The sequence below is a fragment of the Sandarakinorhabdus sp. AAP62 genome, assembly GCF_000331225.1.
In the GTDB taxonomy this organism is placed as follows: Bacteria; Pseudomonadota; Alphaproteobacteria; order Sphingomonadales; family Sphingomonadaceae; genus Sandarakinorhabdus.
In genome coordinates, this window is the sequence record NZ_ANFY01000007.1 from 273,404 (window position 1) to 300,015 (window position 26,612).

General features: G+C 66.4%; 26 protein-coding genes. 13 read left to right on the forward strand and 13 right to left on the reverse strand.

What is annotated here, in order from left to right; translation table 11 throughout:
- Positions 1–3 precede the first annotated feature (3 nt).
- Positions 4–2,091 (forward strand): penicillin-binding protein 1C, encoded by a 2,088-nt coding sequence (gene pbpC, locus D619_RS0107790; RefSeq protein ID WP_026090833.1) that lies wholly within the window; start codon positions 4–6, stop codon positions 2,089–2,091.
- 36 nt (positions 2,092–2,127) lie between these two features.
- Here the strand turns inward: pbpC and pgl are convergent, their stop codons facing one another.
- Together pgl and D619_RS0107800 are read right to left on the reverse strand one after the other, a co-directional pair.
- Positions 2,128–2,829 (reverse strand): 6-phosphogluconolactonase, encoded by a 702-nt coding sequence (gene pgl / locus D619_RS0107795; RefSeq protein WP_017668019.1) that lies wholly within the window; start codon positions 2,827–2,829, stop codon positions 2,128–2,130.
- Between the two features lie 3 nt (positions 2,830–2,832).
- Positions 2,833–3,600 (reverse strand): SDR family oxidoreductase, encoded by a 768-nt coding sequence (locus tag D619_RS0107800; protein WP_206536346.1) that lies wholly within the window; start codon positions 3,598–3,600, stop codon positions 2,833–2,835.
- 119 nt (positions 3,601–3,719) lie between these two features.
- Here D619_RS0107800 and D619_RS0107805 point away from each other — a divergent pair, with 119 nt between their 5' ends.
- Positions 3,720–4,124, forward strand: coding sequence for a nuclear transport factor 2 family protein (locus D619_RS0107805; protein ID WP_017668021.1), 405 nt, complete (start codon positions 3,720–3,722; stop codon positions 4,122–4,124).
- Positions 4,125–4,137: 13 nt separating this feature from the next.
- On the opposite strand, the gene dnaJ is transcribed toward D619_RS0107805, so the two are convergent.
- A complete protein-coding gene (gene dnaJ / locus D619_RS0107810) occupies positions 4,138–5,277 on the reverse strand; it encodes a molecular chaperone DnaJ (RefSeq protein WP_017668022.1) in 1,140 nt (379 codons plus the stop codon).
- 68 nt (positions 5,278–5,345) lie between these two features.
- Entirely contained in the window at positions 5,346–7,250 is a 1,905-nt protein-coding gene (gene dnaK / locus D619_RS0107815; RefSeq protein WP_017668023.1) for a molecular chaperone DnaK, read from the reverse strand.
- A gap of 181 nt (positions 7,251–7,431) precedes the next feature.
- On the opposite strand from dnaK, the gene D619_RS0107820 reads away from it, so the two are divergent.
- A complete protein-coding gene (locus D619_RS0107820) occupies positions 7,432–7,908 on the forward strand; it encodes a hypothetical protein (protein WP_017668024.1) in 477 nt (158 codons plus the stop codon).
- Here D619_RS0107820 and D619_RS16050 read toward each other — a convergent pair.
- The 3 genes from D619_RS16050 to D619_RS0107835 are packed head-to-tail and all read right to left on the reverse strand — an operon-like array spanning position 7,899 to position 10,188.
- Complete coding sequence (locus tag D619_RS16050; RefSeq protein WP_017668025.1) at positions 7,899–8,261, reverse strand: hypothetical protein; 363 nt, start codon at positions 8,259–8,261, stop codon at positions 7,899–7,901. The genes D619_RS0107820 and D619_RS16050 overlap by 10 nt on opposite strands.
- Positions 8,258–9,265 carry an NADP-dependent oxidoreductase gene (locus D619_RS0107830; protein WP_017668026.1) on the reverse strand — a complete coding sequence of 336 codons (1,008 nt, stop codon included), beginning with the start codon at positions 9,263–9,265 and terminating at the stop codon, positions 8,258–8,260. The genes D619_RS16050 and D619_RS0107830 overlap by 4 nt, the downstream gene beginning before the upstream one ends.
- Positions 9,265–10,188 (reverse strand): alpha/beta hydrolase, encoded by a 924-nt coding sequence (locus tag D619_RS0107835; RefSeq protein ID WP_152417363.1) that lies wholly within the window; start codon positions 10,186–10,188, stop codon positions 9,265–9,267. Before D619_RS0107835 ends, D619_RS0107830 begins: the two co-directional genes overlap by 1 nt.
- 69 nt (positions 10,189–10,257) lie before the next feature.
- Here D619_RS0107835 and D619_RS17240 point away from each other — a divergent pair, with 69 nt between their 5' ends.
- Positions 10,258–10,977 carry a TetR/AcrR family transcriptional regulator gene (locus D619_RS17240; protein ID WP_017668028.1) on the forward strand — a complete coding sequence of 240 codons (720 nt, stop codon included), beginning with the start codon at positions 10,258–10,260 and terminating at the stop codon, positions 10,975–10,977.
- A gap of 30 nt (positions 10,978–11,007) precedes the next feature.
- Complete coding sequence (locus D619_RS0107845) at positions 11,008–12,381, forward strand: protein adenylyltransferase SelO family protein (protein WP_017668029.1); 1,374 nt, start codon at positions 11,008–11,010, stop codon at positions 12,379–12,381.
- 181 nt (positions 12,382–12,562) lie between these two features.
- Here the strand turns inward: D619_RS0107845 and D619_RS0107850 are convergent, their stop codons facing one another.
- Positions 12,563–12,940 (reverse strand): histidine triad nucleotide-binding protein, encoded by a 378-nt coding sequence (locus tag D619_RS0107850; protein WP_017668030.1) that lies wholly within the window; start codon positions 12,938–12,940, stop codon positions 12,563–12,565.
- An 82-nt stretch (positions 12,941–13,022) separates the two neighbouring features.
- Here D619_RS0107850 and D619_RS0107855 point away from each other — a divergent pair, with 82 nt between their 5' ends.
- Together D619_RS0107855 and rho are read left to right on the forward strand one after the other, a co-directional pair.
- Positions 13,023–13,331: an alkylphosphonate utilization protein gene (locus tag D619_RS0107855; RefSeq protein WP_020480429.1), complete on the forward strand. Its 309-nt coding sequence runs from the start codon at positions 13,023–13,025 to the stop codon at positions 13,329–13,331.
- A gap of 138 nt (positions 13,332–13,469) precedes the next feature.
- Positions 13,470–14,726: a transcription termination factor Rho gene (gene rho, locus D619_RS0107860; protein WP_017668032.1), complete on the forward strand. Its 1,257-nt coding sequence runs from the start codon at positions 13,470–13,472 to the stop codon at positions 14,724–14,726.
- A 299-nt stretch (positions 14,727–15,025) separates the two neighbouring features.
- Here rho and D619_RS0107865 read toward each other — a convergent pair whose 3' ends face one another.
- Positions 15,026–15,577: a TlpA disulfide reductase family protein gene (locus D619_RS0107865; protein WP_017668033.1), complete on the reverse strand. Its 552-nt coding sequence runs from the start codon at positions 15,575–15,577 to the stop codon at positions 15,026–15,028.
- A gap of 91 nt (positions 15,578–15,668) precedes the next feature.
- Between D619_RS0107865 and argH the strand changes: the two genes are divergently transcribed.
- The 6 genes from argH (at position 15,669) to D619_RS17245 (ending at position 23,034) form a co-directional block, all read left to right on the forward strand.
- Complete coding sequence (argH, locus tag D619_RS0107870) at positions 15,669–17,165, forward strand: argininosuccinate lyase (protein WP_152417364.1); 1,497 nt, start codon at positions 15,669–15,671, stop codon at positions 17,163–17,165.
- Positions 17,162–17,404 carry a hypothetical protein gene (locus tag D619_RS0107875; protein WP_017668035.1) on the forward strand — a complete coding sequence of 81 codons (243 nt, stop codon included), beginning with the start codon at positions 17,162–17,164 and terminating at the stop codon, positions 17,402–17,404. Before argH ends, D619_RS0107875 begins: the two co-directional genes overlap by 4 nt.
- A gap of 4 nt (positions 17,405–17,408) precedes the next feature.
- Complete coding sequence (gene lysA, locus D619_RS0107880) at positions 17,409–18,674, forward strand: diaminopimelate decarboxylase (RefSeq protein ID WP_026090839.1); 1,266 nt, start codon at positions 17,409–17,411, stop codon at positions 18,672–18,674.
- 130 nt (positions 18,675–18,804) lie between these two features.
- Positions 18,805–20,067 (forward strand): MFS transporter, encoded by a 1,263-nt coding sequence (locus tag D619_RS0107885; protein ID WP_017668037.1) that lies wholly within the window; start codon positions 18,805–18,807, stop codon positions 20,065–20,067.
- Positions 20,064–22,232: a penicillin acylase family protein gene (locus D619_RS0107890; RefSeq protein ID WP_017668038.1), complete on the forward strand. Its 2,169-nt coding sequence runs from the start codon at positions 20,064–20,066 to the stop codon at positions 22,230–22,232. The genes D619_RS0107885 and D619_RS0107890 overlap by 4 nt, the downstream gene beginning before the upstream one ends.
- 25 nt (positions 22,233–22,257) lie before the next feature.
- Complete coding sequence (locus D619_RS17245; protein ID WP_017668039.1) at positions 22,258–23,034, forward strand: GNAT family N-acetyltransferase; 777 nt, start codon at positions 22,258–22,260, stop codon at positions 23,032–23,034.
- Between the two features lie 2 nt (positions 23,035–23,036).
- Here the strand turns inward: D619_RS17245 and D619_RS0107900 are convergent, their stop codons facing one another.
- Genes D619_RS0107900 through rapZ form a run of 4 tightly spaced genes read right to left on the reverse strand, consistent with a single transcriptional unit; the run spans position 23,037 to position 26,611 of the window.
- On the reverse strand, positions 23,037–24,533 hold the full coding sequence (locus D619_RS0107900; RefSeq protein WP_017668040.1) for a M28 family peptidase: 1,497 nt from the start codon (positions 24,531–24,533) through the stop codon (positions 23,037–23,039).
- A gap of 31 nt (positions 24,534–24,564) precedes the next feature.
- Positions 24,565–24,858 carry an HPr family phosphocarrier protein gene (locus D619_RS0107905; RefSeq protein ID WP_243442619.1) on the reverse strand — a complete coding sequence of 98 codons (294 nt, stop codon included), beginning with the start codon at positions 24,856–24,858 and terminating at the stop codon, positions 24,565–24,567.
- A complete protein-coding gene (locus D619_RS0107910) occupies positions 24,855–25,256 on the reverse strand; it encodes a PTS sugar transporter subunit IIA (protein ID WP_017668042.1) in 402 nt (133 codons plus the stop codon). Before D619_RS0107910 ends, D619_RS0107905 begins: the two co-directional genes overlap by 4 nt.
- Positions 25,253–26,611: an RNase adapter RapZ gene (gene rapZ / locus D619_RS0107915; protein WP_193743271.1), complete on the reverse strand. Its 1,359-nt coding sequence runs from the start codon at positions 26,609–26,611 to the stop codon at positions 25,253–25,255. Before rapZ ends, D619_RS0107910 begins: the two co-directional genes overlap by 4 nt.
- Between the last annotated feature and the right edge of the window lies 1 nt (position 26,612).

Here is a 26,612-nt window from a genome sequence, read left to right on the forward strand (position 1 = left end):
AACGTGCGCCGGGCACGTGCGCTGCCGCTGGTGTTGCTGGCGCTGCTCGGCCTGTTGCTGTGGCGCACCCAGCCGGCGCCGGTGCCCGCCTTCGCCATCCTGATTACCCAGCCGGGCAGCGAGGCTGTCCTGCTCGACCGACAGGGCCGCGAACTCGCGCGCCGCCGCACGGATGCTGACACGCGCCGGCTGGGCTGGCTGCCCCTCGGCGCGATCAGCCCCGATCTGGTGCGGCGTCTGGTGGCGGCGGAAGACAAGCGCTTCTGGCAGCACGACGGGATAGATTGGTGGGCCATCGCCAGTGCCGCGCGCGACCGGTTGACAGGCAAGGGCGGGCGCGGCGCGTCGACCATTTCGATGCAGGTCGCCGCGCTGATTGATCCCGATCTGGCCCGCGCCGGGCAGCGCGGGGCGCTCGACAAGCTGGCCCAGATGCGCGCCGCGCGCGCGCTGGAGGCACGGTGGCGCAAGCGCCAGATCCTTGAAGCCTGGCTCAATCTGCTGCCACTGCGGGGAGATGTGGTGGGGGTGGATGCCGCCGCGCGCCTGCTCGCCGGGCGGCCGGCGGCAACGCTGGAGCCGGCCGAGAATGCCGTGCTGGTGGCGCTTGCCCGCCGGCCGTCGGCACCGGCAGAAGCGGTTCTGCGCCGCGCCTGCCGCGCCGCGCCCGACGTGGATTGTGCCGCCATCGCCCTGGCCACGGCCCGCCTGCTGGGCCCACGCCAGCGGGTCGAATCCCCCGATCTCGCGCCGCATCTGGCCGACCGACTGTTGCCGCCCGGCACACGCGGCGCCGTGCGCAGCAGCATCGATGCCGATGTGCAGACGCTGGTGCAGGTGGCGCTTGATCGCCAGCTGGCGGCGCTTGGCCAGCGAAATGTGCGCGACGCCGCCGCCGTGGTGGTGGACAATGAGACGGGGCGCATCCTCGCCTGGGTGGGCAGCGCCGGGACGGCCAGCCGGGCCGCAGCCGTTGATGGCGTCACCGCGCCGCGACAGGCCGGATCGACGCTGAAACCGCAGCTTTATGCGCTGGCGCTGGAACGGCGGCTGCTAACGGCGGCCTCGCTGCTGGACGATAGTCCGGTCGATCTCGAAACTGCGACCGGGCTCTATATCCCACAGAATTATGATCGCGGCTTTCGTGGGCCTGTCTCGGTGCGCACGGCGCTGGGCAACAGTTTGAACGTGCCCGCCGTGCGCGCCTTGCTGCTCACCGATGTCGAGCCGTTCCGGCAGCGGCTGCAGGATGTTGGCTATCGCGGCATCGACCGGCCGGGCGACTATTATGGCTTTTCGCTGGCGCTGGGTTCGGCAGAGGTGACGCTGCTCGAACAGGCCGCCGCCTTTCGCACACTGGCGCTGGGTGGACGCGGTGGGGCGCTGACGCTCGATCCGGTGGCGCGGCCGGACACCGCGCAGCTGATTGACCCTCTGGCCGCCGCCATCATCCGCGACTTGCTATCCGATACCGCCGCCCGCAGCGCCAGTTTCGGCGAGGAATCCGGCCTGACCTTGCCGTTCCCGGCGGCGGTGAAGACGGGCACATCGAAGGCAATGCGCGACAATTGGTGCATCGGCTTTTCGCGCCGCTTCACCGTGGCGGTGTGGGTCGGCAACTTCGAAGGCGATGCGATGATCGGCGTTTCCGGCACCAGCGGCGCGGCGCCGGCGTGGGCGGCGATCATGCTGGCACTGCATGACGGTGCTCCACCAACCGGTTGGGCGCTGCCCGCCGGCATCGAGCGCCGCCGGGTTCGCTTCCAGCCCGCCGTCGAGCCGCCGCGCGAGGAATTATTCTTGCCCGGCACCTGGCAGCCGGTGTTCGCACTGGCCACGCCCGCCGAGCAGGCGCCGCGCCTCGTCGCGCCCGGCGATGGCAGCCTGATCGCGCTCGATCCCGATATTCCGCCGGCGCGGCAACTGCTGGTGATCCGCAGCATCGGCCAGCGGCCGGGCCTGTTCATCGCCGTCGATGGCCGCCGCCTGCCCGGCCTGCCGGCCCGCTGGGCGCCAGAGCCGGGCGTGCACGAGATGAGCCTGACCGACGGGCGGACGACCTACGACCGGGTGCGGGTGACGGTGCGGTGACGCGCTCCTCTCCCTGCACGCAGGGAAGGGAGACGTTTACGGGCACCAGTGGATGTCGATATCCATGTCCAGCTCGGCCAGCAGGCGGCCGATGGGCAGGATGCTGCTGGCACCCTGCTTCAGCGCCTGTTCGACCACCTTGCGCTTGGCCTTGCCCTGCAGCACCAGCGTGACGGTGCGCGCCGAAACCAGCGTCGGCCCGGTCAGCGTCACGCGCGGCACCGGGGCGTTGGCGGGCAGCGGATCGGGGCGCACGCCGATGGCACGGCGCGCCTTGGGGCCGGCGATGGCGGCATCGAAATCCGGACCGGGGAAGATGGAAGCGGTATGGCCATCCTCACCGACGCCGAGCCAGGCCACGTCCAGCGGCCAATCCAGTTCGGCGATGCGCTCATCGGCAGCGCGGCCTGCAGCGACCGGGTCCTTCTCGCCGGCAGTGAGCGGCACAACGCGCGCCTTCTTGGGCAGGAACAGCCGCGCCAACGCGCCGGCATTGGACAGCGGATCCGTCACCGGCACCAGCCGGTCATCGGTGGGCAGGATGGTCACATCCGCCCATTCCAGCTTCGTCTCGGCCAGCAGTTTCAGCGCCGGCAGCGGGGTGGCGCCGCCGGGAAAGGCAACCAGCGCCCGGCCGCGGGCTTCCAGCGCCTGGCCGATGATATAGGCGATGTCGCCGGCCACGGCTTCGGCCATCTCGTCGGCGTCGTCATATTCCCACCATTCGGCGTCAATCACAGGTCATTCTCCAACCGGGACGGTGTAGTTGAGGCCGAGCCGGCCGCCGTCCGCATAGATGGTCTCGCCGGTAATGTAACTGGCGTCGTCGCTCAACAGGAAGGCGGCGATGGCGGCGATTTCTTCCGGTTCGCCGGCACGGCCCATCGGCGTGCGCGACAGGATCTGGTGGCGGGCTGCATCGTCGGCCATCACGGCGTTCTTCGCCAGTTCGGTGAGGATGGTGCCCGGCCCGATGCCGACGACACGGATGTTGTGCGGCGCCAGCGCGATGGCGGTGTTCTTGGTCAACTGGTTCAACCCGCCCTTGGCGACATTGTAGGCCAGCAGCGCCGGGATGGTGAGCACGGCATTGACGCTCGACATGTTGACGATCACGCCGCCACCCGCCGCGATCAGGTGCGGCGCGGCCAGCTGCGTGGCATGGAAGGCAGCGGTGAGATTGGTGGCGATGACGCGATCGAACTGTTGCGGCGTTTCGGTGAGGATATCGCCCCTGGGCGCGATGCCGGCGTTGTTGATCAAACCATCCAGCCCGCCCCATCGCTCCACCGTGGCGGTGATGGCGGCTTCGATCTGCTCACGGCTCGTCACGTCGCAATGGATGAAGGCGGCGGCCTCGCCCAGTTCGGCGGCGCGGGCTTCACCTTCGGTCAGCACATCGGCCAGCATCACCCGCGCGCCTTCGGCGACCAGGCGGGTGGCGATGGCGAGGCCCAGGCCACGCGCGGCTCCGGTGACGAGATAGCGGCGATTGTGGAGGCGCATCATGGCGGCGGTGTAGCGGAGGCCGTGCGCGGGTGCCACCCCTTGCGCGGCAGCCGGGCACTCCATAGGCTTGGCGCCGGTCGCGCTGGTATGTTTCTCGCGCGCGCCGGGAGCGCACGATCATGGCCTATCCCAGCTTCGAAGCCGCCGTCGCCGCAAGCCACGAAGCCCTGGTGGCGATGGCGAACGCCGATCCGCTGCCCTCGCTGGCGCTGTGGTCGCGCCGTGCGGAGGCCGTGCTGGCCAATCCGCTTGGGGCCCCCAAGCGCGGCTTTGCCATGATTGAACCGGAGGTGAGGCGCGTCGCCGCGATGTTTGCCGGCGCAGCCGGGCCGCTGGAATTCGAAGAGGTGTCGCGCATTTTGACGGCCGATCTTGGCTGCCTGATCGGCATCGAGCGGATGCAGGCGCGCCATGTCGGCCGCGACGGCATCGTTCAGAATGCGTTGCGCGTGACGACGGTTTTCCAGCGCGAGGACGATGGCTGGCGGCTGGTGCTGCGCCATGCCGACCGCGTGGTGGCGTGACGCGCGCCGCCCGTCACTCGGTCAGTTCGCTCCACACGCCCTTCAATTTGTCGAAAAAGCCCTGGCTTTTCGGCGTGTTGCGGCCGCCTTCGGTGCCTTCGATGGCGCGGAATTCTTCCAGCAATTCGCGCTGGCGGGCGGTGAGTTTGACCGGCGTTTCCACCTCGACCTGGATGACCAGATCGCCAAAACCGCCGCCATTCAACGACGGCATGCCCTTGCCGCGTACGCGGAACTGCTTCGATGTCTGGGTGCCGGCCGGAATCTTGATCGTCGTCTGCTGCTTGTCGAGGCTGGGCACATCGATCTCGCCGCCCAATGCGGCCAGCGTGATCGAAAGCGGCGCAATGGCATAAAGGGTCGTGCCGTCGCGCTTGAACACGTCGTGCGATTTCAGATGGACGAAGATGTAGAGGTCGCCGGCCGGGCCGCCACGCGTGCCGGCTTCGCCTTCACCGGCCACCCGGATGCGGGTGCCGTCGTCCACGCCCTTGGGAATGTTGACGTTGATCGTCTTCTGCTGGTCCACCCGGCCGGCGCCGCGGCACGTGTCGCACGGATCGGCGATCACCTGGCCCTGGCCGTGGCAGGCCGGGCAGGTGCGTTCCACCATGAACAGGCCCTGGCGCATGCCGACGCGTCCGGAACCGCCGCAAGTGGTGCAGCCGCGTGCACTGGTGCCGGGCTTGGCGCCGCTGCCGCCGCAGGGATCGCAGGCGGCGGCCACTTCCACGGTGAGTGTTGCCTGTCGGCCGCTATAGGCCTCTTCCAAGGACATCTCGAGATCATAGCGCAGGTCGGAGCCTCTGGTGGGCCCGCCGCGGCGGCCACGGCCACCGCCGCCGCCCATGAACTCGCCGAAAACGCTTTCGAAGATATCGGCAAAGCCGCCAAAATCCTGCGCGCCGCCGCCGCCGCCGCCCTGACGGAAAGCGGCATGGCCAAAGCGATCATAGGCCGCACGCTTCTGCGGATCCTTCAGCACGTCATAGGCTTCGCTGATCGATTTGAATTTCTGCTCGGCAGCGGCATCGCCGGGATTCTTGTCCGGGTGCCACTTCATCGCCAGCCGGCGATAGGCGGATTTCAGCGTGGCATCATCGGCACCGCGCTGCACTTCCAGCAGTTCGTAAAAGTCGATCTCGGTGGCCATGGCTCAGTCGCCCTCACACAAAAGCAGAAATGCGCCCACATTGCTGCGGGCGCACTCCGGCGACTGACTTACTTCTTGTTCTCGTCCACATCGGTGAACTCGGCGTCCACCACATCGTCCGGGGCGCCGGCATTGGCTTCACCGCCGGCAGCTTCGGCCTTGGCCTGTTCCGCCTGATACACGGCTTCGCCCAGCTTCATGGCAACCTGGCCCAGCGCCTGCACCTTGGCGTTGATGGCATCGGCATCGCCCGAATCCAGCACCGTTTTCACATCGGCGATGGCAGCTTCGATGCTGGCCTTCACATCCGGGCCAACCTTGTCGCCATGCTCGGCGAGCTGGCGCTCGGTCGAATGCACCAGGCTGTCGGCCTGGTTGCGGGCTTCGGCGGCGGCGCGACGCTTCTTGTCTTCCTCGGCAAAGGCTTCGGCATCGCGCACCATCTTGTCGATGTCGTCCTTCGAAAGGCCGCCCGAAGGCTGGATGCGGATCTGCTGTTCCTTGCCGGTACCCTTGTCCTTGGCGTTGACCGAGACGAGCCCGTTGGCATCGATGTCGAAGGTCACTTCGATCTGCGGCACACCGCGCGGGGCGGGCGGAATGCCAACCAGATCGAACTGGCCCAGGATCTTGTTGTCGGCCGCCATCTCGCGCTCACCCTGGAACACCCGGATGGTCACGGCCGACTGGTTGTCGTCGGCGGTGGAATAGACCTGGCTCTTCTTGGTGGGGATGGTGGTGTTGCGGTCGATCATGCGGGTGAACACGCCGCCCAGCGTTTCGATGCCGAGCGAGAGCGGGGTGACATCCAGCAGCAGCACGTCCTTCACGTCGCCCTGCAACACGCCGGCCTGGATGGCGGCGCCCATGGCGACCACTTCATCCGGGTTCACGCTGGTGTTGGGCTCCTTGCCGAACAGCTCCTTCACGAAGGCGCGCACGCGCGGCATGCGGGTCATGCCGCCGACCAGGATGACTTCATCCAGATCGCCGGCCTTCACGCCAGCTTCCTTGATGGCATCCAGGCACGGCTTGCGGGTGCGCTCGATCAGGTCGAGCACCAGCTTTTCCAGATCGGTGCGGGTGATGTTCTTGACGAGGTGCTTCGGCCCGTTCTGATCGGCGGTGATGAAGGGCAGGTTGACCTCGGTCGCCGCCGAGGACGACAGCTCGATCTTGGCCTTTTCGGCGGCCTCCTTCAGGCGCTGCAGCGCCAGCTTGTCCTTGGTCAGGTCGATGCCTTCCGCCTTCTTGAAGTCGGCCGACAGGAATTCCACCAGCTTGGCGTCGAAATCCTCGCCGCCCAGGAAGGTGTCGCCGGAGGTCGACTTCACTTCGAACACGCCATCGCCCAGTTCGAGGATGGAGATATCGAAGGTGCCGCCGCCAAGGTCATAGACGGCGACGGTCTTGGCGTCGGTCTTCTTGTCGAGGCCATAGGCCAGCGCGGCCGCGGTCGGCTCGTTGATGATGCGCAGCACTTCAAGACCGGCGATCTTGCCGGCATCCTTGGTGGCCTGGCGCTGGGCGTCGTTGAAATAGGCCGGCACGGTGATCACGGCCTGGGTGACGGTCTCGCCCAGATAGGCTTCCGCGGTTTCCTTCATCTTCTGCAGGATGAAGGCGGAAATCTGCGACGGGCTGTAATCCTGGCCACCGGCGTTCACCCAGGCATCGCCATTGGGGCCGCGCGCGATGGTGTAGGGCACCAGGCCGGCATCCTTGGTGGTCAGCGGGTCGTCAAAGCGGCGGCCGATCAGGCGCTTCACGGCAAAGACGGTGTTCGACGGGTTGGTGACGGCCTGGCGCTTGGCGGGCTGGCCAACAAGCCGCTCACCATCCTTGGTGAAGGCGACCTGCGACGGCGTGGTGCGCGCGCCTTCGGCATTTTCGATCACCTTCGGCGCAGAGCCTTCCATCACGGCCACGCAGCTGTTGGTGGTGCCCAAGTCGATCCCGATAACCTTCGCCATGGTCTGTCACTTCCTGTTCTGTGGGCCCGAACCCGATGCGCCCCATGAAGGCAGCGCGGTTTTGGGCAAGTCCCTGGTTGATGCTGTTGGCCGGTGCCCCGACCGATGTTTGTTACAGGGGCGATATAGGGAGCCATTTCCGGGCTGCAAGACGGGCACGATGCGATTAACTGCACGAGAGATGCCGAATCCCGATCCTGCGACCATCCGCCCGCTCACCGCCGGGGAGATCGAACTGGCCAAGGCCGTGTTCGGGCCGGCGCTTGATCCAGCTGCCGTGACCGTGCGCCGCGCGAAATTCTGGGCACTGCACCCATGGTGGGTAACGATGGCGCCGGATGGCCATGTCTGGTGCCATCCCAATGGCTTCAACTGGTCAGCCGATTATGCCGCCGAGCCGGTTTCGAGCCAGGCGCATTTCATCCACGAGCTAGTGCATGTCTGGCAGGTGCAGACCGGCGGGCATCTGGCGCTGCGCCGGCCACCGTTCGCCCGCTACCGCTACACGATCACGCCGGGCAAGCCGTTCGCGCGCTATGGCATCGAACAACAGGCCTGCATCGTCGAACATGCGTTCCGGGCGCGGGCCAAAGGCGATGCGGATATGCTGGCGCGGCTGGCGCCGATCCTGCCCTTTCCCGGCTGGCGTCAGGCGTAGCCGCGCCCGCGCTGAATTGTCAGATCACAGGAACGGCACAGCACCCGCACATTGCCTTCAACATCGCCCTTTTCGGCGGCCAGACGATCCAGCACCGTATCATGCTCCGGCAGCGGCTTGGCGCAGATGGCGCATTGGCCGTTCTGCGCCTTGGCCGTGCGTGCCTTCAGCGACTGGCGGGCGTTGGGCTTACCGCGCTCGTCATAGGTCAATTCCTTGTAGATCTTGCGGTTGAGGGCAAAGCGCAGCCGCTCATCCTCTCCCGCTGCTTCGTCAATGCGCGCCCTGAACTCGGCCAAAAGGGTGCGGGCGACGGCCAGTTCGGCCTCGTCCAGGGTGCGATTGATCGTCATGGTTTCGATACCTCGATGAGCAGCTTGCCGAAATTGCCGCCGGTGTAGAGCTCTTTCACCGCGCTTACGGCGTTTTCGAGGCCGGGGCGAATATCCTGGCGGGTTTTCAGCTGGCCGCTCATCATCCAGCCGGCCAGCGCCATGCCGCTTTCGGCAAAGCGCGGGGCGAAATCAGTGACGATGAAGCCGCGGATCAACAGCCGCCGCATCAGGATCATCGTCCAGAAGCCCGGCGGTTCGGTGGGCGTCACGTCGTTGTAGCTGGAAATCATCCCGCACAGCGAAATGCGGCCGAACAGCTTCATGCGCTTCATGACCTCGACCATGATCGGCCCGCCAACCTGTTCGAAATTGATATCGATGCCGCCGGGGGCATGGGCGTCAAGCGCGGCACCGACATCTTCATTCTTGTAGTCGATGCAGGCATCGAAGCCGAGTTCGTTCACCACATAATCGCACTTTGCCGTGCCGCCCGCGATGCCGATGACGCGGCAGCCCTTGATCTTGCCGATCTGGCCGACGATCTGGCCGACCCCGCCCGCCGCCGCCGATACCACCAGCGTCTCGCCCGGCTTGGGCTGGCCGATATCGAGCAGGCCGAAATAGGCGGTGGGGCCAACCAGCGCCAGCGTACCATAGGTTGCCGCCAGCGAAATGCCCGGCAACTGCGGCAGCGGCGACATGAAGCTGCCATCCGAGATGATATGATCGGCCCATTCACCGAGCCCGGCCATGATCTGGCCAACCTCGACACCGGCCTTGCGGCTGGCCACGACGCGCCCGCACACGCCGGCGCGCATCGGCGCACCGAGTTCGACCGGGGGCATGTACTGCTCCTGATCGCTCATCCAGATGCGGTTGGTGGGATCAAGCGACATGTAGATCACGGCGAGCAGGAACTGGCCGTCGGCCAGCTCGGGCAGGGTTTCGCTCACCAGTTCCAGATCATTGTCGGCGATATCGCCCACCGGCCGGCGCGCCAGTTTCCACACCTTGCGTTGCATCAGGCTTCTCCCCGTTTGATGACATCCAGAAAATCACGCAGCGCGGCGGCCGCCACCGGTTCGGCCAGCGTCGGCGCATGGCCAACGCCCGGCACTGTCACGGCCGTCAGGCCGGCGAGACGGCGCTGCATTTCGGCTTGCGTCGCGGCCGAAAACACGTCCGACAGCGCGGCGCGCAGGCTCAGCACCGGCAGGCCGGCCAGGCTGTCGAACGCGGCCCAATCATCCGCACCGGCATCGCCATGCGGCAACCGGAAGGGTTCGGCGATGCGCGGATCATAATCGAAGATGATGCGGCCCTGCGGCCCGACCCGGCACAGGCGCTTGGCAAAGGCCAGCCATTCGTGCAGGCCCCAATCCGGGTGGATGGCGGCATTGCGCACACCCAGATCGCGGGCGGCGTGCACCCAGGTCATCCAGTTGCCGCCACGCCCGACATTGGCCTGCAGGCGCTTGAGGCCGGCCGGCTCGATCGCGGGGCCGATATCGTTCAGCACAACGCCGGCCATGCGGGCGCGATGCGCCGTCGTCATGCGCAAGGCCAGCAGGCCGCCCATTGAAGAGCCGATGGCCACAAAACGATCAACGCCCGCCGCGTCCAGCACCAGCGACAGGTCGCGCAAATAGGTCAGCGGCAGATAGGTGAGCGAATCGCGGGCCCAGCCCGATTCGCCGCGGCCGCGCAGATCAGGCGCGATGATGCGCCAATCGGCCCCGAGTGATTCGGCAAAATGGGCAAAATCGGCGCCATTGCGGGTCAGGCCGGCCAGGCAAAGCAAGGCCGGGCGGCCGGGCGGCACACGGGCGTCATGATGCTCGCGCCAGCACAGCCGCACGCTATCGCCTGTAATCGCATAGAGTTTTTGCCAGCCGGGCCGCTGTTCGGGCCGGGGGGAGAGGGCAGAGGGGGCAGCGAGGGCCATATTTTGACTCTGACTCAACTCTCTTGTTATAGGAAGTCAATTACCGGGGGGTAAGGAAGAACAAGCACAGTGGCAACGCGCGCTCTCGATTCTCGCAACAACGCTGGTGGTGCCAATGCCGGCCCGGCCCGTTCCGCTGGTCGTGCCGCATCGCGCGCGGCGCAGCCCGCCGCCGACATGCGGGCCCGCCGCTATGATCCCACCGAGACCAAGGCCCGGGTGCTGGCCGCGGCTCACATGCTGTTCTCCCGCAATGGCTTTGCCGCCACCGGCACTGCCGATATTGCCCGCGAAGCCGATGTTTCGGAAGGCTCGATCTTCTATCATTTCGGTTCCAAGAAGGCGCTGCTCGAAGAATTGGGCCGCCGCCATGGCGAAGCGATGATCGCCGCCATGGAAGAAGGCTATGCGCTTGAAGATCTGGAGCCCGGCATCACCGTGCCGCGCGTGCTGCGCTTCGTGCGCGACAACATGATCTGGGAAGGCAGCGAGCCTGATTGCAACGACTGCGGCCCCAAGGCCGCCATGGCTTCCAACGCCGATGCCGAACCCTTCTACCATGCTGCCAAGGCGGTCACGACCGACTGGATCAAGCGCCACATGCAGGCCGCCTTTGCCAAGCGCGGCGTGACCGGCGTGGAGATCGACATCGCCGCCAGCTTCACCCACCATATCGTTGGCGATGCCATCGATCGCTGGCTGTGCGCCGCCACGCCGGAAGAGGCGGACCGCGTCGAACGTGAAACCGTGCGCTTCATCCGCGCGGCCAGCGGATACGTGGTGGATTGACGCCGCCGCCTCGGCCATAGGCTCAGGTCCATGGCCGATTTCATTCCCGAAACCACGATCCTGGAACTGGGCGCGGACTTCTTCGATCCGGTCGAAGCCGCGCCGTTTCCGCAGGCCATCCTGCGTTTCCGCAACGATCGTGCCGCCGCCCAGGTGGGGCTTGCCGCGCTGAGCGACGACGCGTGGCTGCAGCATTTCGGCCGCTTCACCCCCCTGCCCGGCAGCCTGACCGGGCCGCTGGCGCTGCGCTATCACGGCCACCAGTTCCGCACCTACAACCCCGATCTGGGCGATGGCCGCGGCTTCCTGTTCGCCCAGTGCCGGGATGATCGCGGCCGCCTGATGGACCTGGGCACCAAGGGCAGCGGCACCACGCCCTGGAGCCGCATGGGCGATGGCCGCCTCACCCTGAAGGGTGGTGTGCGTGAGATCCTCGCCACCGAAATGCTGGAGGCGCTGGGCGTCGCCACCAGCCGCACCTTCAGCGTGATCGAGACCGGCGAGAAGCTGATCCGCAGCGATGAGCCCTCGCCCACCCGCGCCGCCGTGCTGGTGCGCCTCAATCACAGCCATGTGCGCTACGGCAGTTTCCAGCGCCAGGCCTTCCACCAGAACCGCGAAGGGCTGACCAAGCTGGTCGATTATTGCCTCACCCATCTCGCCCCCGATGCCAGCGGCCCCACCCCGGTGGCGGCGCTGATCGATCACGCGGTGAAGGGCGCTGCGCGCATGGCGGCGCAGTTCATGGCCGCCGGTTTCGTGCACGGGGTGCTGAATACGGACAATATCAACATTACCGGCGAGAGCTTCGACTATGGCCCCTGGCGCTTTGCCCCGGCATGGGATGCCGGATTCACGGCGGCCTATTTCGATCATTCCGGCCTCTATGCCTTTGGCCGCCAGGCCGAAGCCTTGCAGTGGAACCTCTATCAACTGGGCAGCGCGCTGCGGCTGATCGCCGAGACCGACGAGTTGAAAGGCCCGCTGGAAACCTATCCGCTGCGCTATCGCGCGGCCCTGTCAGACGCGGTGCTGGGCCGGCTGGGCGTCAAGCGGCTGGGACCAAGCGAGGACGAAGTGCTGGTGGGCGCCATCCAGAAAGCGTTGGTGACGACGCAGATGGACCCGGATCGCTTCTTCTTCGATTGGCGCGGCGGTGTGCGGCGTGGGCCTTCAGTGGCCGACCCGCACTACAGCCACGATGGCTTCACCGATTTCCTGACGCTGATCCCGGATTTCGCCTCCGGGCCGCCGTCACACCCCTATTGGGCCGACGAAGCGCCCTGCACCATGCTGATCGACGAGGTGGAGGCGCTGTGGGCGCCAATCGCCGAACAGGATGACTGGGCACCGCTGCACGCCAAGGTGGCGGCGATCAGGCGGATGGGCGAAGCGCACAAATAACCCCTCTCCCCCAAACCCGCCCCACGCGATTTCATCGCGTGGGGACCCCGGGGCGGGAGAGGGTCGACTCGCGCGAAGCGCGGCGGGGTGAGGGGTTGCTCAGGTGACAACAGGGGCAACACCCCTCACCCCGGGCCGCCTGCGGCGTCTCTCGCCCTCTCCCGAAAGGGGAGAGGGGAAATTACCGCGCCAGCATCGGCCCCAGCGCCCGCCCGCCAAAGATGTGCACATGCAGATGCGGCACTTCCTGGTGCGCATTCACCCCGGCATTGGCGAGCAGGCGATAGCCCGGCTCTTCCAGCCCCAGCAGCTTCGCCGTCTCCCCCACGGCCCGCACGAAGCCGGCGATCTCCACCTCGCTTGCCGTGGCCGAAAAATCCGCCCAGCTGCGATACGGCCCTTTGGGAATCACCAGCACATGGGTGGGCGCCTGCGGGTTGATGTCGTGAAAGGCCAGCGCGTGATCCGTCTCGTGCACCTTGCGGCACGGAATCTCGCCACGCAGGATGCGGGCAAAGATATTGTTGTCGTCATAGGCGCCCAGCGCGTCCACCGGCATGTTACGGACTCCCCATCGGTTGCGCCCCGTCGTATCACCGCTTTCGCGTTCGCCACAACTGGCGCGCACCAGGGATATGCCAATGGCCAGCGACGACGATGACTATGTGTATGACGAGGCCAGCGGCGAATGGCTGCCCGCTGCCGAAGCCCGCGTCCGCGCCGCTGCTGCCAACGCGGTGGAAGTGCGCGATGCCGTCGGCAACCTGCTTGCCGATGGCGATCAGGTGACATTGATCAAGGATCTCGACGTGAAGGGCGCCGGCCAGACGCTGCGCCGCGGCACGCTGATCAAGTCGATCCGCCTCACCGGCGACCCGCAGGAAATCGACTGCAAGTTCGACGGCATCAAGGGTCTCGTGCTGCGCGCCGAGTTCGTCAGGAAGCGCTGAGCAGAGTTTTCTTGCGTCCGCGCACCCACGGGCTTATTCACCCCTTGCTCGCACCCGTCCTGGCGTGCGGCAGGCTTCATCACATCATCGCCGCGTATCCGGGCCACGCGCTCGCCGCCGCGAAGCCGAAAGACCAACATGCACCTGCAAGAACTCAAGAAGACTCCGCCCGCCGAACTGGTAGCCATGGCCGAGGAAATGGGCGTCGAGAACGCCTCCACCCTGCGCAAGCAGGACATCATCTTCGGCATCCTGAAGGCCGCCGCCGAAGCCGGCACCGAAGTGATGGGCATGGGCACCATCGAAGTGATGCCCGATGGCTTCGGCTTCATGCGCTCGGCCGATGCCTCCTATCTCGCCGGGCCTGACGATATCTACGTGAACCCGCAGATCGTGCGCCGCTATGGCCTGCGCACCGGTGATACGGTGGAAGGCGAAATCAGCGCGCCCAAGAATGGCGAGCGCTATTTCGGTCTCAACAAGGTGACGGCGATCAATTTCGATGATCCCGAAGCCGTGCGCCACCGGGTGAATTTCGACAACCTCACCCCGCTCTATCCGGATGAGAAGCTCAACCTCGAGAATTTCGACCCGACCTCGAAGGACAAGACCGGCCGGGTGATCGATATCGTCTCGCCATTGGGCAAGGGCCAGCGCTGCCTGATCGTCGCCCCGCCGCGCGTCGGCAAGACGATCATGATGCAGAACATCGCGAAAGCCATCAGCGCCAACCACCCGGAATGTTTCCTGATGGTGCTGCTGATCGACGAGCGCCCCGAAGAAGTCACCGACATGCAGCGCACGGTGAAGGGCGAGGTGATCTCCTCCACCTTCGACGAGCCGGCGACCCGCCACGTGCAGGTGGCCGAAATGGCGATCGAGAAGGCCAAGCGCCTGGTCGAGCACAAGCGCGACGTGATCATCCTGCTCGACAACATCACCCGTCTGGGCCGCGCCTACAACACGGTCGTCCCCAGCTCCGGCAAGGTGCTGACCGGCGGTGTCGACGCCAACGCCCTGCAGCGCCCCAAGCGCTTCTTTGGTGCGGCGCGCAACATCGAGGAAGGCGGCAGCCTCACCATCATCTCCACCGCGCTGATCGATACCGGCAGCCGCATGGATGAAGTGATCTTCGAAGAGTTCAAGGGCACCGGCAACGCAGAAATCGTCCTCGACCGCAAGATCGCCGACAAGCGCGTCTTCCCGGCTATCGACATCGGCAAGAGCGGCACCCGCAAGGAAGAGCTACTGGTGGACAAGGAGACCCTGTCCAAGATGTGGGTGCTGCGCCGCATCCTGATGCAGATGGGCTCGACGGATGCGATCGAGTTCCTGATGGACAAGATGAAGGACAGCGTGACGAACGCGGATTTCTTCAATGCTATGAATAAGTAGTGAGGCGGCGCGAAAATAGCGAAGCTATTTTCCGACTCGCCGAACGGTCGGCCAGCGACCAAAAAAGGGCGGCCCCCACAGGCCGCCCTTTTTTGTGTCGTCTGACGGCGTGGCTCCGCCACGCTCTGCCACTTCCTTCCTTCGGCACCCCGAGCGGACTCGGCGGCTCCGCCGCCGGCCGCGCTTACACGCGCTACCTCGACAGACGGCGGGGTGCCTCGACAAGCTCGGAATGAGCGGGATGGTGCTTGCGGCAAGACCCACCCCCAACCACTCCCGCAAGCGGGAGGGGATTCGCCTTACCCCACTATCGCCTTGCGCACCTCAGCCGACCCCCAATCCAGCGTCCCCGACACCCGCCAGATCTCCTTGCCCTCTTCATCATAGAGGATCGTCACCGGCAGGCCGCGCGCCTTGATCGCCTCGGCATAGCTGCCCGGCTGATCCAGGCCGGTTTCGATATTCTTGAACTTGTCCTTGCCCCAGAACTTGTCGACCGCCTGCCAGCCTTCCATGTCTTCGGAAATCGGCAGCACCATCACCGGCACCTCGCCGGCCAGCTTGTCCAAAGCCGGCATTTCCGCGATGCACGGCGCGCACCAGGTCGCCCACAGATTGACCAGCATCTTCATGCCCTTGTGATCGGCGAGGCGCTGTTTCGTGCCGCCCTTCATCTCCCACGTCACGGCGGCCGGGCCGGGTTCGCCGGCGTGGCTGCGATCAATGGTGTTGATCGGCGCTTCGCCGGCCTTGGCCGCCGGAGCCGCCGCCGGCTTTTCCGGGGCAGTGGGGGCGGCCTGGTTGCAGCCGGCAAGCGCCAGCGTGGTGAGCAGCAGCAGCGTCTTGCGCATCATCAAATCCTTCCAACGTTGCCGCCCCGATAAACAGCGCAGTGGCACCTGCCAAGGCGCTGTGGCACCAAGGCGCAAAGGGGACAGGGCAATGACGGTTTCACGACGGGACGCAATCAAGCTGGCGGCACTGGCGGCCGGTTGCGGGGCAGGCGGCAATGCCCTATCGGCAGCGCCCATGAGCAACGACCCGACCCAGCCGGCCACCGGTGCCGCCAACAGCCTGTGGGGCGGCCGCTTTGGCGCCGGCCCTTCGGCCATCATGCAGGAAATCAACGCCTCCATCGGCGTGGACAAACGCCTGTGGCGGCAGGACATCCAGGGCAGCCGCGCCCATGTCGCCATGCTGGCCAGGCAGGGCATCGTCTCGGCCGAGGATGCCGCCGCCATCGACAAGGGGCTGCAGCAGATCGCCGCCGAATATGAAGCCGGCAAGTTGGTGGAAAACAAGGCGCTGGAGGATATCCACCTCCATGTTGAAACAAGGCTGAAGGAAATCATCGGCCCCGCCGCCGGCCGCCTCCACACCGCGCGCAGCCGCAACGACCAGGTGGCGGTGGATTTCCGCCTGTGGGTGAAGGTCGCCTGTGGTGACGCCGATGCGGCGCTCAAAGGTCTGATCACGGCCCTGCTGAAGCGCGCCGAGGAACATGCCGACACCATCCTGCCCGGCTTCACCCATCTGCAGGTGGCGCAGCCGGTGACGCTGGGCCATCACCTGATGGCCTATGTCGAGATGTTGACCCGCGACCGTGGCCGCTTTGCCGACGCAATGAAGCGCATGGACGAAAGCCCGCTCGGCGCCGCCGCGCTGGCTGGCACCAGCTTCCCGATCGACCGCTACATGACCGCCAAGGCACTGGGCTTCAGCGGCCCGACACGCAACAGCCTCGACAGCGTGTCGGATCGGGATTTCGCGCTGGAATATCTGGCCGCCACCCACATGACCGGCCTGCACCTGTCGCGCCTGGCGGAAGAGATCATCATATGGGCGAGCCAGCCCTATGGCTTCATCACCCTGCCCGATGCCTGGTCCACCGGCAGCAGCATCATGCCGCAAAAGCGCAACCCCGATGCTGCCGAACTTGTGCGTGCCAAGGCGGGTGAGTTCCTCGCCGCCTTCACCCGCCTTTCGGTGGTGATGAAGGGCCTGCCGCTCGCCTATTCCAAGGACATGCAGGACGACAAGGCGACCGTGTTTGCTGCCTTTGACGATCTGGGCCTGTGCCTTGCGAGCATGACCGGCATGGTGGAGACGATCACCTTCAACAAGGCGAAGATGCGCGCCGCGGCCAACAGCGGTTTCTCCACCGCCACCGATCTGGCCGATTGGCTGGGGCGCGCCGGCGGTGTGCCGTTCCGCGAAGCCCATGAAATCACCGGCAAATGCGTGAAGGCCGCCGAAGCCAAGGGCACCGATCTCAACGGCCTCACCGACGCCGAACTCGCCGCCATCGACACGCGCATCACCAGCAAGGTGCGCGATGTGCTCTCCGTCGAAGCCAGCGTCGCCAGCCGCACCAGCTTTGGTGGCACCGCGCCGGCCAATGTGCGCGCTGCCATTGCCGCGGCCCGGAAGACACTGTGACGCGGGCGATTGCCTTTGCGGCGCTGCTGCTGCTGAGCGCCTGTGGCAAGCAGGGCGCGCTGGAGCCGAAGGCCGGCCGGCCGCCACCGGTGCGCAGCGAGACCCAGACCCGTGCGGCCACCCCGCAGGAAATGCTGAAGCTCGACCCGCAGGCCGTGCCGACCCGGGTGGACGACAACCAGGGCCCGCTGCCCGAACGCGGCAACGACCCGTTCAACCTGCCGCCCCCCAGAAAGTAGCACAGTGGACCATTTCCAGTTCAGGGACGGCGTCATGCACGCCGAGGGCGTCAGCCTTGCAATGCTGGCCGAAACGGTCGGCACGCCCTTCTATTGCTATTCCAGCGCGACGATGGAGCGGCATTTCACCGTGTTCCGCGATGCCGTCGCTGGGCTGGGCGATGGCAATCCGCTCGTCGCCTTTGCCGTGAAGGCCAACCCCAACCTGGCCGTGCTGCAGACGCTGGCGCGGCTGGGCGCGGGGGCTGACGTGGTGTCGGGCGGTGAGCTTGCCCGCGCGCTGGCGGCCGGCGTGCCGGCGGAGCGCATCGTGTTTTCGGGTGTCGGCAAGACCCGCGCTGAACTGGCAGCGGGCGTCGAGGCCGGCATCCTGCAGTTCAACGTCGAATCCGAAGCCGAGATCGACATGCTCGCCGCCGTCGCCGCCGCGAAGCAAGCAACGGTGGAAATCGCCATCCGCATCAACCCGGCGGTCGATCCCAAGACGCACGGCAAGATTTCGACCGGCGGTGCGGACGCCAAGTTCGGCATCCCGTGGGAACGCCTGCCCGCCGCCTTCGCCCAGGCCGCCGCGCATCCCAATCTCAAGCCCGTCGGCCTCGCCGCCCACATCGGCAGCCAGTTGACCGATCTGGGGCCGGTGGAAGACGCCATCCGCAAGCTGGGCGTTCTGGCCTGCGAACTGGAAGCCCTTGGCCACAAGATCAAGCGCGTCGATGTTGGCGGCGGCCTGGGCGTTCCTTATCGCCGTGACCAGCCGGCGCCGCCCAGCCCGGCCGAATATGCCGCGATGGTGGCGCGTGCCACCGCCGGCTGGCCGTGGCAATTGATGTTCGAACCCGGCCGCATGATCGTCGGCAATGCCGGCGTGCTGGTGAGCGAGGTGATCCTGACCAAGGAAGGCGCGTCGAAGCATTTCGTGGTGGTCGATGCCGCGATGAACGATCTGCTGCGTCCGTCGCTCTATGGCGCCTGGCACGACATATTGGCGGTGCGGCCCAAGGATGCACGCACTGTCGCCACGGTGGTCGGCCCCATTTGCGAGACCGGCGACACCTTCGCCGAGGATCGCGAGATGGAGGATGTGCAAGCCGGTGATCTCGTCGCCTTCATGACCGCCGGTGCCTATGGCGCGACCATGGCCAGCACCTACAATTCGCGGCCGCTGGTGCCCGAAGTGATGGTGAAGGGTGATGAATGGGCCATCGTTTCCCAGCGCAACCAGCCCGCCGCGATGCTGGCGCTGGATGCAAAGGCGCCGTGGCTGTGAGGAGCAACGAATCTCCCCTCCCTGCTTGCAGGGAGGGGGCGGGGGAGGGTTCTCCCCGGCATCGCGCCTTTCCCCACTCGCTCGCTGCACTCGCACCCTCCCCCAGCCCCTCCCTGCAAGGGAGGGGGGCATGAAGGCCAGTCGCATTCTCACCGCCAGCCTCGTCGGCACGGCGGTGGAATTCTATGATTTCTACATTTACGCCACCGCCGCCGCGCTGGTGTTCGGGCCGCTGTTCTTCCCGTCCGACAATGCGGATCTGCAACTGCTGCTCAGTTTCGCCAGCTTCGCCGTGGCCTTCGTCGCCCGGCCGATCGGCGCGCTGGTGTTCGGCCATTATGGTGACCGGCTGGGCCGCAAGTCCACGCTGGTCGCCTCGCTGCTGCTGATGGGTGGCTCCACCTTCGCCATCACCTTCCTGCCCACCTATGCCGCCATCGGTGTCGCCGCGCCGGCGATCCTGTGCCTGCTGCGCTTCGGCCAGGGTTTTGGCCTGGGCGGCGAATGGGGCGGGGCGGCGCTGCTGGCGGTGGAAAATGCCCCGCCCGGCTGGCGCGGGCGCTATGGCATGTTCCCGCAACTGGGCGCGCCGGTGGGTTTCATCGCCGCCAATGGCCTGTTCCTCGCGCTTGGCCTGTGGCTGGATGATGGCGAATTCCTCAACTGGGGCTGGCGGCTGCCGTTCGCCGGCTCGATCCTGCTGGTCGGCATCGGCCTGTGGGTGCGGCTGACCATCCTCGAAACCCCGGCCTTCGCTGCCATGCTGGCCCATGAAAAGCCGCCGGCCGTGCCGCTGGCCGAACTGGTGCGCGATCATGGCCGCGCCACCATCTGTGGCATCGCCACCGCCGTCACCTGCTTTGCCATCTTCTACATCGCGACGGCCTTCGCACTGGGCTATGGCACCACGCAACTGGGCTACAGCCGCGAGGCTTTCCTGCAATTGCAGCTGGGCGCCATATTGTTCCTCGCCGCCGGCATCCTGGTCGCCGGCTGGCTTTCCGACCGCACCAGCCCCCAACGCGTGCTGATGATCGGCAGCCTCGCCAGCATCGGTGTGGGCGCCGCCATGGGGCCGCTGATGCAGGCCGGCAGCGGCGGCGTGTTTGCCTTCCTGTCGCTCGGCCTGTTCGTGATGGGCTTCGTCTACGGGCCATTGGGGGCCTTCCTGCCCGGCCTGTTCCCGGCGCGGGTGCGCTACACCGGCGCATCGGTGGCCTTCAACCTGGGCGGCATCATCGGCGGCGGCCTCACCCCCGTGATCGGCGCGGCGCTCTCGGCGCGCTATGGCATCGGCGCGGTTGGCTGGTATCTGGCCGGCGCGGCGCTGGTCTCTGTGATAGGCTTGGCGCTCTTGCCGAAGGGGGATGCGGCCTCTAGCCTTGGCGGATGATCCTGCGCCTCACCCTTCTCGCCGCCCTCGTCTCAACCTCGGCCCTCGCCGCACCTGACAGCACCCGCTGGGACAAGCACAGGGCCGCCGTCACCATCACCCGCGACGATTTCGGCATCCCGCACATCAAGGGCAAGACCGACGCCGATGCCGTGTTCGGCATGATCTACGCCCAGGCCGAAGACGACTTCAACCGCGTCGAAACCAACTTCATCAACGCCCAAGGCCGCCTCGCCGAAACCGAAGGCGAAGCCGCCATCTGGCGCGACCTGCGCATGAAGCTGTTCATCGATCCGGCCGAACTGAAGGCGCAATATGCCGCCAGCCCCGGCTGGCTGAAGTCGCTGTGCCAGGCCTGGGCCGACGCGCTGAACTATTATCTCGCCACGCATCCGGCCGTGAAACCCCGTGTCATCACCCGCTTCGAGCCATGGATGGCGCTCAGCTTCTCCGAAGGCAGCATCGGCGGCGATATCGAGAGCATCAACCTCGGCAAGCTGGAGAGCTTCTATACCGGCCAGCCGGTGAAGCTGACTGCCGTCGAACTGGGCAGCGAACTGCTGGAACCGGCCGGCTCCAACGGCATGGCGCTGGCGCCCAGCCGCAGCACGTCGGGCGACGCGCTGCTGCTGATCAACCCGCACACCAGCTTCTATTTCCGCAGCGAAGCCAAGGTCGAAAGCGGCCAGGGCCTCGATGCCTATGGCGCCAGCACCTGGGGGCAGTTCTTCGTCTATCAGGGCTTCAACCGGAACACCGGCTGGATGCACACCTCGTCGGGCGTGGACAATATCGACGAATTCGCGCTGACCGTGGAGAAGAAGGGCGGCGCTTGGCATTATCTGCACGGCACCACGTGGAAGCCGCTGGCCGAGAAGAGCATCACCATCCCCTACAAGGCCGCTGATGGCAGTATGGCGCGGCGGACGTTCACCACCTGGCGTTCCCACCACGGCCCGGTGATCCGCGCCGAGAACGGCAAGTGGATCGCTATTGCCCTCATGCACCGGCCGGTTGCCGCGCTGGAACAGAGCTTCCTGCGCACCAAGACGACCGATCTGGCCAGTTACCTCAAGGTCGCCGAGCGCCGCGCCAACTCGTCCAACGCCACGCTGTTTGCCAGTTCGAAGGGCGAGATCGCCTATCTCCACCCACAATTCGTGCCGATCCGCGACACGAAGTTCGACTGGAAGAAGCCGGTGGACGGCAGCGACCCGGCCACCGACTGGCAGGGCGAACACAGGCTTGATCAACTGCCCAGCGTGATGAACCCGGGCAGCGGCTTTGCGTTCAACGTCAACAACTGGCCGTGGACCGCGGCGGGCCCGGACAGCCCGAAGCAGGCGGCGTTTGCGCGCTACATGGACTCCGCCGGCGAAAACCCGCGCGGGCCCAACGCGTTGCGGTTGCTGAGCGGCGACAAGAAGTTCGATCTCTCCGGCCTGCTGACGGTCGCCTACGATCCGTTCCTGCAAGGCTTTGCCGATACCATCCCGCCGCTGGTGAAGGCGTGGGACGCCCTGCCCGCCGGCGCACAGAAGGATCGGCTGGCCGGTCCGATCGCCACGCTCCGTGCCTGGGATTATCGCAGCGGTGAAGGCTCGACTGCCACCAGCCTCGCGGTGTTCTGGGGCGACGAGATGATCAAACGCTTCGGCCCCGTCGCCAAGCTGGATGAAGAAGCCATCGTGCCCTATCTCGCGGGCGCCAAGGTGCCCGATACCGATCGCCTCGCCGCGCTCGATGCTGCCGTTGGCCGGCTGGCCGGCGATTTCGGCGGCTGGGACGTGCCGTGGGGCCACATCAATCGCTTCCAGCGCCTGACCGCCAATATCAACCAGTCCTATGACGATAGGCTGCCCTCAACCCCGATCGGCTTTGCCAGCGGCAACTGGGGCAGCCTCGCCAGCTTCGGCTCCAAGCCGGAAGCGGGCACGAAACGCTGGTACGGCAGCTATGGCAACAGCTTCGTCGCCGTCGTCCGCTTCGGCAAGGACGGGCCAGAGGCGCGCGCCGTCCACGCCGGCGGCCTGAACAGCAACCCGGCCAGCCCGCACTTCCGTGATCAGGCCGAACGCTATCGCAGCCACGATTTCCGCACCGTCTATTTCACCGACGCGCAACTGCAGGGGCATGTGGAGAAGACCTATCGGCCGGGGGAATGACCGGCAGCCAAATGGGGGGGAGGCCATGACACCAGCGACCACCGAGGTCGTCAGCAGCCTTGTTGACGCCTGGGACTATATGACGGGGCAATATCCCGGCCATCTCCACACCCGCACGCCGTCGCTCGCCGTGTCGCTGTCGCAAACGGATTGCGCCTTTTTCAACATGCTGACGATCGATCGCCCGGTCGGCGACCTGGCGGCCCTGCACGAGACGCTGCGCGAAGCCCGCCAGTTTGAAGCCCGGTGTCCGCACGACGCCATGCTCTCCATCTGCCCGGAATGGCTGCCAACCGGCGCTGAGGAGGTGCTCACCGAGCACAAGATGGTCTTCTACATGAAGATGTGGGGCATGTGCGCCGACAGCGTGCTGCTGCCGCGCCGCCCGGCGCCGCCGCTGGATTTCCGCGTCGCGGCCGACCGGACGACAGCGCTCGATATCGGCATCATCAACGCCGCTGCCTACGGCATCCCACCCGAAGCCATGGCCGTGACAGGCGTGATTCCAGACTGGTCGGGGCAGGCCTATGGCATCGTCGGCTATGATGGCGACACCGCCGTTACCAGCACGTTGAGTTTCATCACCGGTGACATGATCTACATCGCCATGGTGGCAACCCTGCCCGATCTGCATGGCCGCGGTTATGCCGAAGCCGCCATGCGCCGCGCCATCGCCGAAGCGCAAGCGGCGGGCGGCCACCGCCGCATCTGGCTCCACGCCACTGCTGCCGGCCGCCCGGTCTACAAGGCGATGGGGTTTGCCGACGGCGCAGAGCTGGCGATCTACACCTTCGGCAGCTGAGTTTACCGCGCCATTGTCGCCTTCATTGCCGGCTTCTCCACGGCATTCGCCGCCGTCTCCACCAGCGTGTAGAAAAACCGGTTGAAATCCCGCGCTGCATCAAGATCCATTGGCGTCGAGATGTCATCCTGCGGGCGGTGGTAGCGACGCTGGTACCAATCGCGGTAGATGCGCTCTTCCTCGGTGCGCGGGTTGTAGGCGAAGATGAAGTTCACCGCCGGGATGCCGGCTTCCATGAACGGCCAGCTATCGACGCGGCGGATCAGGTTGCGCTCGGGTTCGCGGTCGGGGCGGATCTGGATTTTCAGGGTCTCCGCCACCGATTTCGCCGTATCCGCCAGCGTGTTCTGGCCCAGCCCGTGCAGGGTGAGCGCCTTCAGCGGGAACAGCGGCCGCAGCTGATCAAGATTGATCACGCCCACCAATTGTTCCTTCGGCACGGTCGGGTGCTGCAGCCACCAGCGCGCGCCGAGCAGGCCCTTTTCCTCCGCCGTCCACGCCGCGAACAGCACCGGGCGGGCAAAGCCCTTGCCCTTGCGGCGTGCCGCCAGCTGGCCGAGCAGCGCCACATAGCCGGCATCATCGAGCGTGCCGTTGTAGAGCCTGTCCCCGTCCACCGGCTCGCCAAAGCCATAGCCATCGATATGGGCGCCGAGCAGGATCACCTCCTGCGCCTTCGTCTTGTCGGTGCCGGGCAGCAGGCCGATCAACTGTTCCGATCGGAAGCGGCGCTGCTCCATCGTCAGCGATGCTTCGAACCGACCGGGCAGATCGAAGGGTTCAAGATCGCGGTGATAAGTGGCTTCGGTCAGCAGCGTCGCCGCCAGCCGGCCAGTGCCGGCGATCAACGTCGCCAGCGCCGCGCCGTTCACCCGGAACTGCGGCAGGCCGGAAGGCAACGCCGTGCCCTCGTGCGCCAGCGCACGGGCATAGGCATCGGGCCAGCGCGGCGGTTCCAGCGTGAAGCCGACATCATCGATGGTGAGCAGCGCCACCGCACCGGCCGCTTTCACCGCCGCCAGCCGCTCGTCGGCGTTCGCCCGCCCGGCACGGCGGCTGCCGAAGCACAGGGCGATCTTGCCCTTCAGTTCCGGGCCAGCCTCGGCCTTGCTGCAATAGCCGGCAAAGCGCATCGGCCCGGCAAGCATAGCCGGCAGATCGGTGGCCGGACGCGGCGTGATGTCGTGCAGGAATTTCAGCGGCGCGGTGCTGCCATCGGGCTGCACCACCCGCATCTCCGCTGCCGTCACCGCAACCTCGTGCAGCGGCACCCGCTGGCGAAATTGGCCGTTTTCGCCGGCCGGTTGCAATTTTGCCGCCTTGAACCAACCTTCCACCAGCGCAATGGCACGGGCGTGGCCGGGGCTGCCGGCATCGCGGCCCTCCATCGCGTCGCTGCTGAGTTCGGCGGTGCGCGCCAGCCAGGCGCGCGTGTCGGCGTCGGGCTTGGCAAGCGCCGGGGCGGCGAGAAGGGCGGTAGCGAGGAGGAGATGGCGCATCGGGGAAGAAGAGACCCGAACGCGCAGTCGGTCAATCCTCGCCGAACTTGTCCAGCACCAGCCCGGCCAGTTTCGATACGGCGGCTTCCGCTTCCGGGCCGCTGGCGCTGATGGTGATGCTGTCGCCCATGGCGGCGGCGAGCATCATCAGGCCCATGATCGACGTGCCCGTAACGGACGAACCATCATGGCTCACCGTTACTTCCGCATCGAAGCTGGAAGCGACAGTGACGAACTTGGCACTGGCGCGTGCATGCAGCCCGCGCCGGTTGGTGATCGGGACCAGAACAGGACCAGCAGTTGGGGGGCCAGCCGTCTCGCTCAAGCGGCCTCGCCCAGCATGCGGCTGGCCACCGCGATATATTTGCGACCCGCGTCCTGCGCGGCCTGCACGGCGGCTTCCACCGTGCCGGTCTTGCGCACGCTGGCCAACTTGATCAGCATCGGCAGGTTCACGCCGGCAATCACTTCCACCTGCGGCCCAAGCAGCGAGATGGCGAGGTTGGACGGGGTGCCGCCAAACATGTCGGTGAGGATGATCACGCCCTGGCCTTCGTTGCAGCGGGCGACCGCCGCCGCGATATCGGCGCGGCGCAGTTCCATATCATCATCAGCAGCGATGCAGATTGGCTCCAGACAAAGCTGGGGGCCGACGACATGCTCCATCGCTGCCACGAATTCAGCCGCCAGACGGCCATGCGTTACCAAGACAAGTCCGATCATCGTTCGCCGCCGTCGCGCGCTTTGGCCGAGTCTGTCAATGGGGAGCCTGCCACCACGGCGGCATCCCCGGCCTGTTTCGCGATATCCCGATGCACGAGAGCGACACTCTGCCCGGAAGACTCCAGCCGCGCCGCCAGCGCCCGCGCCACCGCCACGCTGCGATGGCGGCCGCCGGTGCAGCCAATGGCGATGGTGAGATAGGCCTTACCCTCGCGCGCATAGCCGGGGAGCAGGGTGCGCACGAGATCATCGATCTTGTCCAGCGTCGGGGCATAAAGCGGATCGGCGGCGACATGGGCGGCGACGCGGTCATCCTCGCCGGTCAGGGGCCGCAGCGCGATATCCCAGTGCGGATTACTGAGGAACCGCATGTCGAACACCAGATCGGCGTCGCGCGGCAGGCCAGCAGAAAAGCCGAAGCTGAGGATGGTGACGGTCAGGCCCGGCGAGAAGCCGCCGCCAAAACGTTCGGCGATGCGGGCGCGCAGATCGGTAACCGACAATTCGGTAGTGTCGATCACCAGATCGGCCCAGCGCTGCAGCGGCGCCAGCAGTTCGCGTTCGGCGCGGATGCCATCGATGGCCGGGCGATCAAGCGCCAGCGGATGGCGGCGGCGGGTTTCGGAAAAGCGCCGGATCAGCACATCATCACCGCATTCGAGCAGGATGAGCTTTGCCTCGCGGCCGGCATCTTTCAGGGCGGCAACGCGCGCACCCAGTGCGGCGGCATCAAAGGCGCGGGTGCGGGTATCAATGCCCAGCGCCAGCGGGCGGCCTTCGGCGCCGGCGATCAGCGCATCGAGCAGGGTGAGCGGCAGATTGTCCACCACCTCGTGCCCGGCGTCTTCCAGGGCGCGCAGCACGGTGGACTTGCCGGCACCGGACAGGCCGGAAATGATCAGGATCGGCGGATTCATCGCGTCCCTAGTGCCGGGAAGCCCGTGCATTGCCAAGCCATGGCGACCCAGGGCCCATGCGGCACGTTGCGGCGCTGATTCCCCGAACGGATCAAATGCGAGCCGCGGCACTGTCTGCCCGGCCAGTTGCAGGTGATCGGGATCTGGCAGCCGATCAGGCGCGGCGGCCAGATCAAGCGCCAGTGCAATCGGGGCGGGCGCCGTGGGTTCCGGCACGATGCCCACGCCGCGCACTTCCATCAGGCCGGCCAGACGCGGCGGCGCGGACGCAATCAGCCGGTCGCCATCAACCGTGACCACCACCTGATCATCCGCCACCAACCGCCAGCCCGCTGCCACCAACCGCAGCGCCAGATCGGATTTGCCGGCACCAGACTTGCCGAGCAGCAGCACCGCCCGTCCATCAAGCGCAACGGCAGTGGCGTGCAGCGTTTCCACC

Excerpts from the sequence above, each read along its gene's own strand:
- D619_RS0107800 (WP_206536346.1), bottom strand. The coding sequence starts at position 3,600 with ATGATGCGCCTCCACAATCGCCGCTATCTCGTCACCGGAGCCGCGCGT.
- D619_RS0107805 (WP_017668021.1), top strand. The coding sequence starts at position 3,720 with ATGGCCTATCCCAGCTTCGAAGCCGCCGTCGCCGCAAGCCACGAAGCC.
- dnaJ (WP_017668022.1), bottom strand. The coding sequence starts at position 5,277 with ATGGCCACCGAGATCGACTTTTACGAACTGCTGGAAGTGCAGCGCGGT.
- dnaK (WP_017668023.1), bottom strand. The coding sequence starts at position 7,250 with ATGGCGAAGGTTATCGGGATCGACTTGGGCACCACCAACAGCTGCGTG.
- D619_RS0107820 (WP_017668024.1), top strand. The coding sequence starts at position 7,432 with ATGCCGAATCCCGATCCTGCGACCATCCGCCCGCTCACCGCCGGGGAG.
- D619_RS16050 (WP_017668025.1), bottom strand. The coding sequence starts at position 8,261 with ATGACGATCAATCGCACCCTGGACGAGGCCGAACTGGCCGTCGCCCGC.
- D619_RS0107830 (WP_017668026.1), bottom strand. The coding sequence starts at position 9,265 with ATGCAACGCAAGGTGTGGAAACTGGCGCGCCGGCCGGTGGGCGATATC.
- D619_RS0107835 (WP_152417363.1), bottom strand. The coding sequence starts at position 10,188 with ATGGCCCTCGCTGCCCCCTCTGCCCTCTCCCCCCGGCCCGAACAGCGG.
- D619_RS0107845 (WP_017668029.1), top strand. The coding sequence starts at position 11,008 with ATGGCCGATTTCATTCCCGAAACCACGATCCTGGAACTGGGCGCGGAC.
- D619_RS0107850 (WP_017668030.1), bottom strand. The coding sequence starts at position 12,940 with ATGCCGGTGGACGCGCTGGGCGCCTATGACGACAACAATATCTTTGCC.
- D619_RS0107855 (WP_020480429.1), top strand. The coding sequence starts at position 13,023 with ATGGCCAGCGACGACGATGACTATGTGTATGACGAGGCCAGCGGCGAA.
- rho (WP_017668032.1), top strand. The coding sequence starts at position 13,470 with ATGCACCTGCAAGAACTCAAGAAGACTCCGCCCGCCGAACTGGTAGCC.
- D619_RS0107865 (WP_017668033.1), bottom strand. The coding sequence starts at position 15,577 with ATGCGCAAGACGCTGCTGCTGCTCACCACGCTGGCGCTTGCCGGCTGC.
- argH (WP_152417364.1), top strand. The coding sequence starts at position 15,669 with ATGACGGTTTCACGACGGGACGCAATCAAGCTGGCGGCACTGGCGGCC.
- D619_RS0107885 (WP_017668037.1), top strand. The coding sequence starts at position 18,805 with ATGAAGGCCAGTCGCATTCTCACCGCCAGCCTCGTCGGCACGGCGGTG.
- D619_RS0107890 (WP_017668038.1), top strand. The coding sequence starts at position 20,064 with ATGATCCTGCGCCTCACCCTTCTCGCCGCCCTCGTCTCAACCTCGGCC.
- D619_RS17245 (WP_017668039.1), top strand. The coding sequence starts at position 22,258 with ATGACACCAGCGACCACCGAGGTCGTCAGCAGCCTTGTTGACGCCTGG.
- D619_RS0107900 (WP_017668040.1), bottom strand. The coding sequence starts at position 24,533 with ATGCGCCATCTCCTCCTCGCTACCGCCCTTCTCGCCGCCCCGGCGCTT.
- D619_RS0107910 (WP_017668042.1), bottom strand. The coding sequence starts at position 25,256 with ATGATCGGACTTGTCTTGGTAACGCATGGCCGTCTGGCGGCTGAATTC.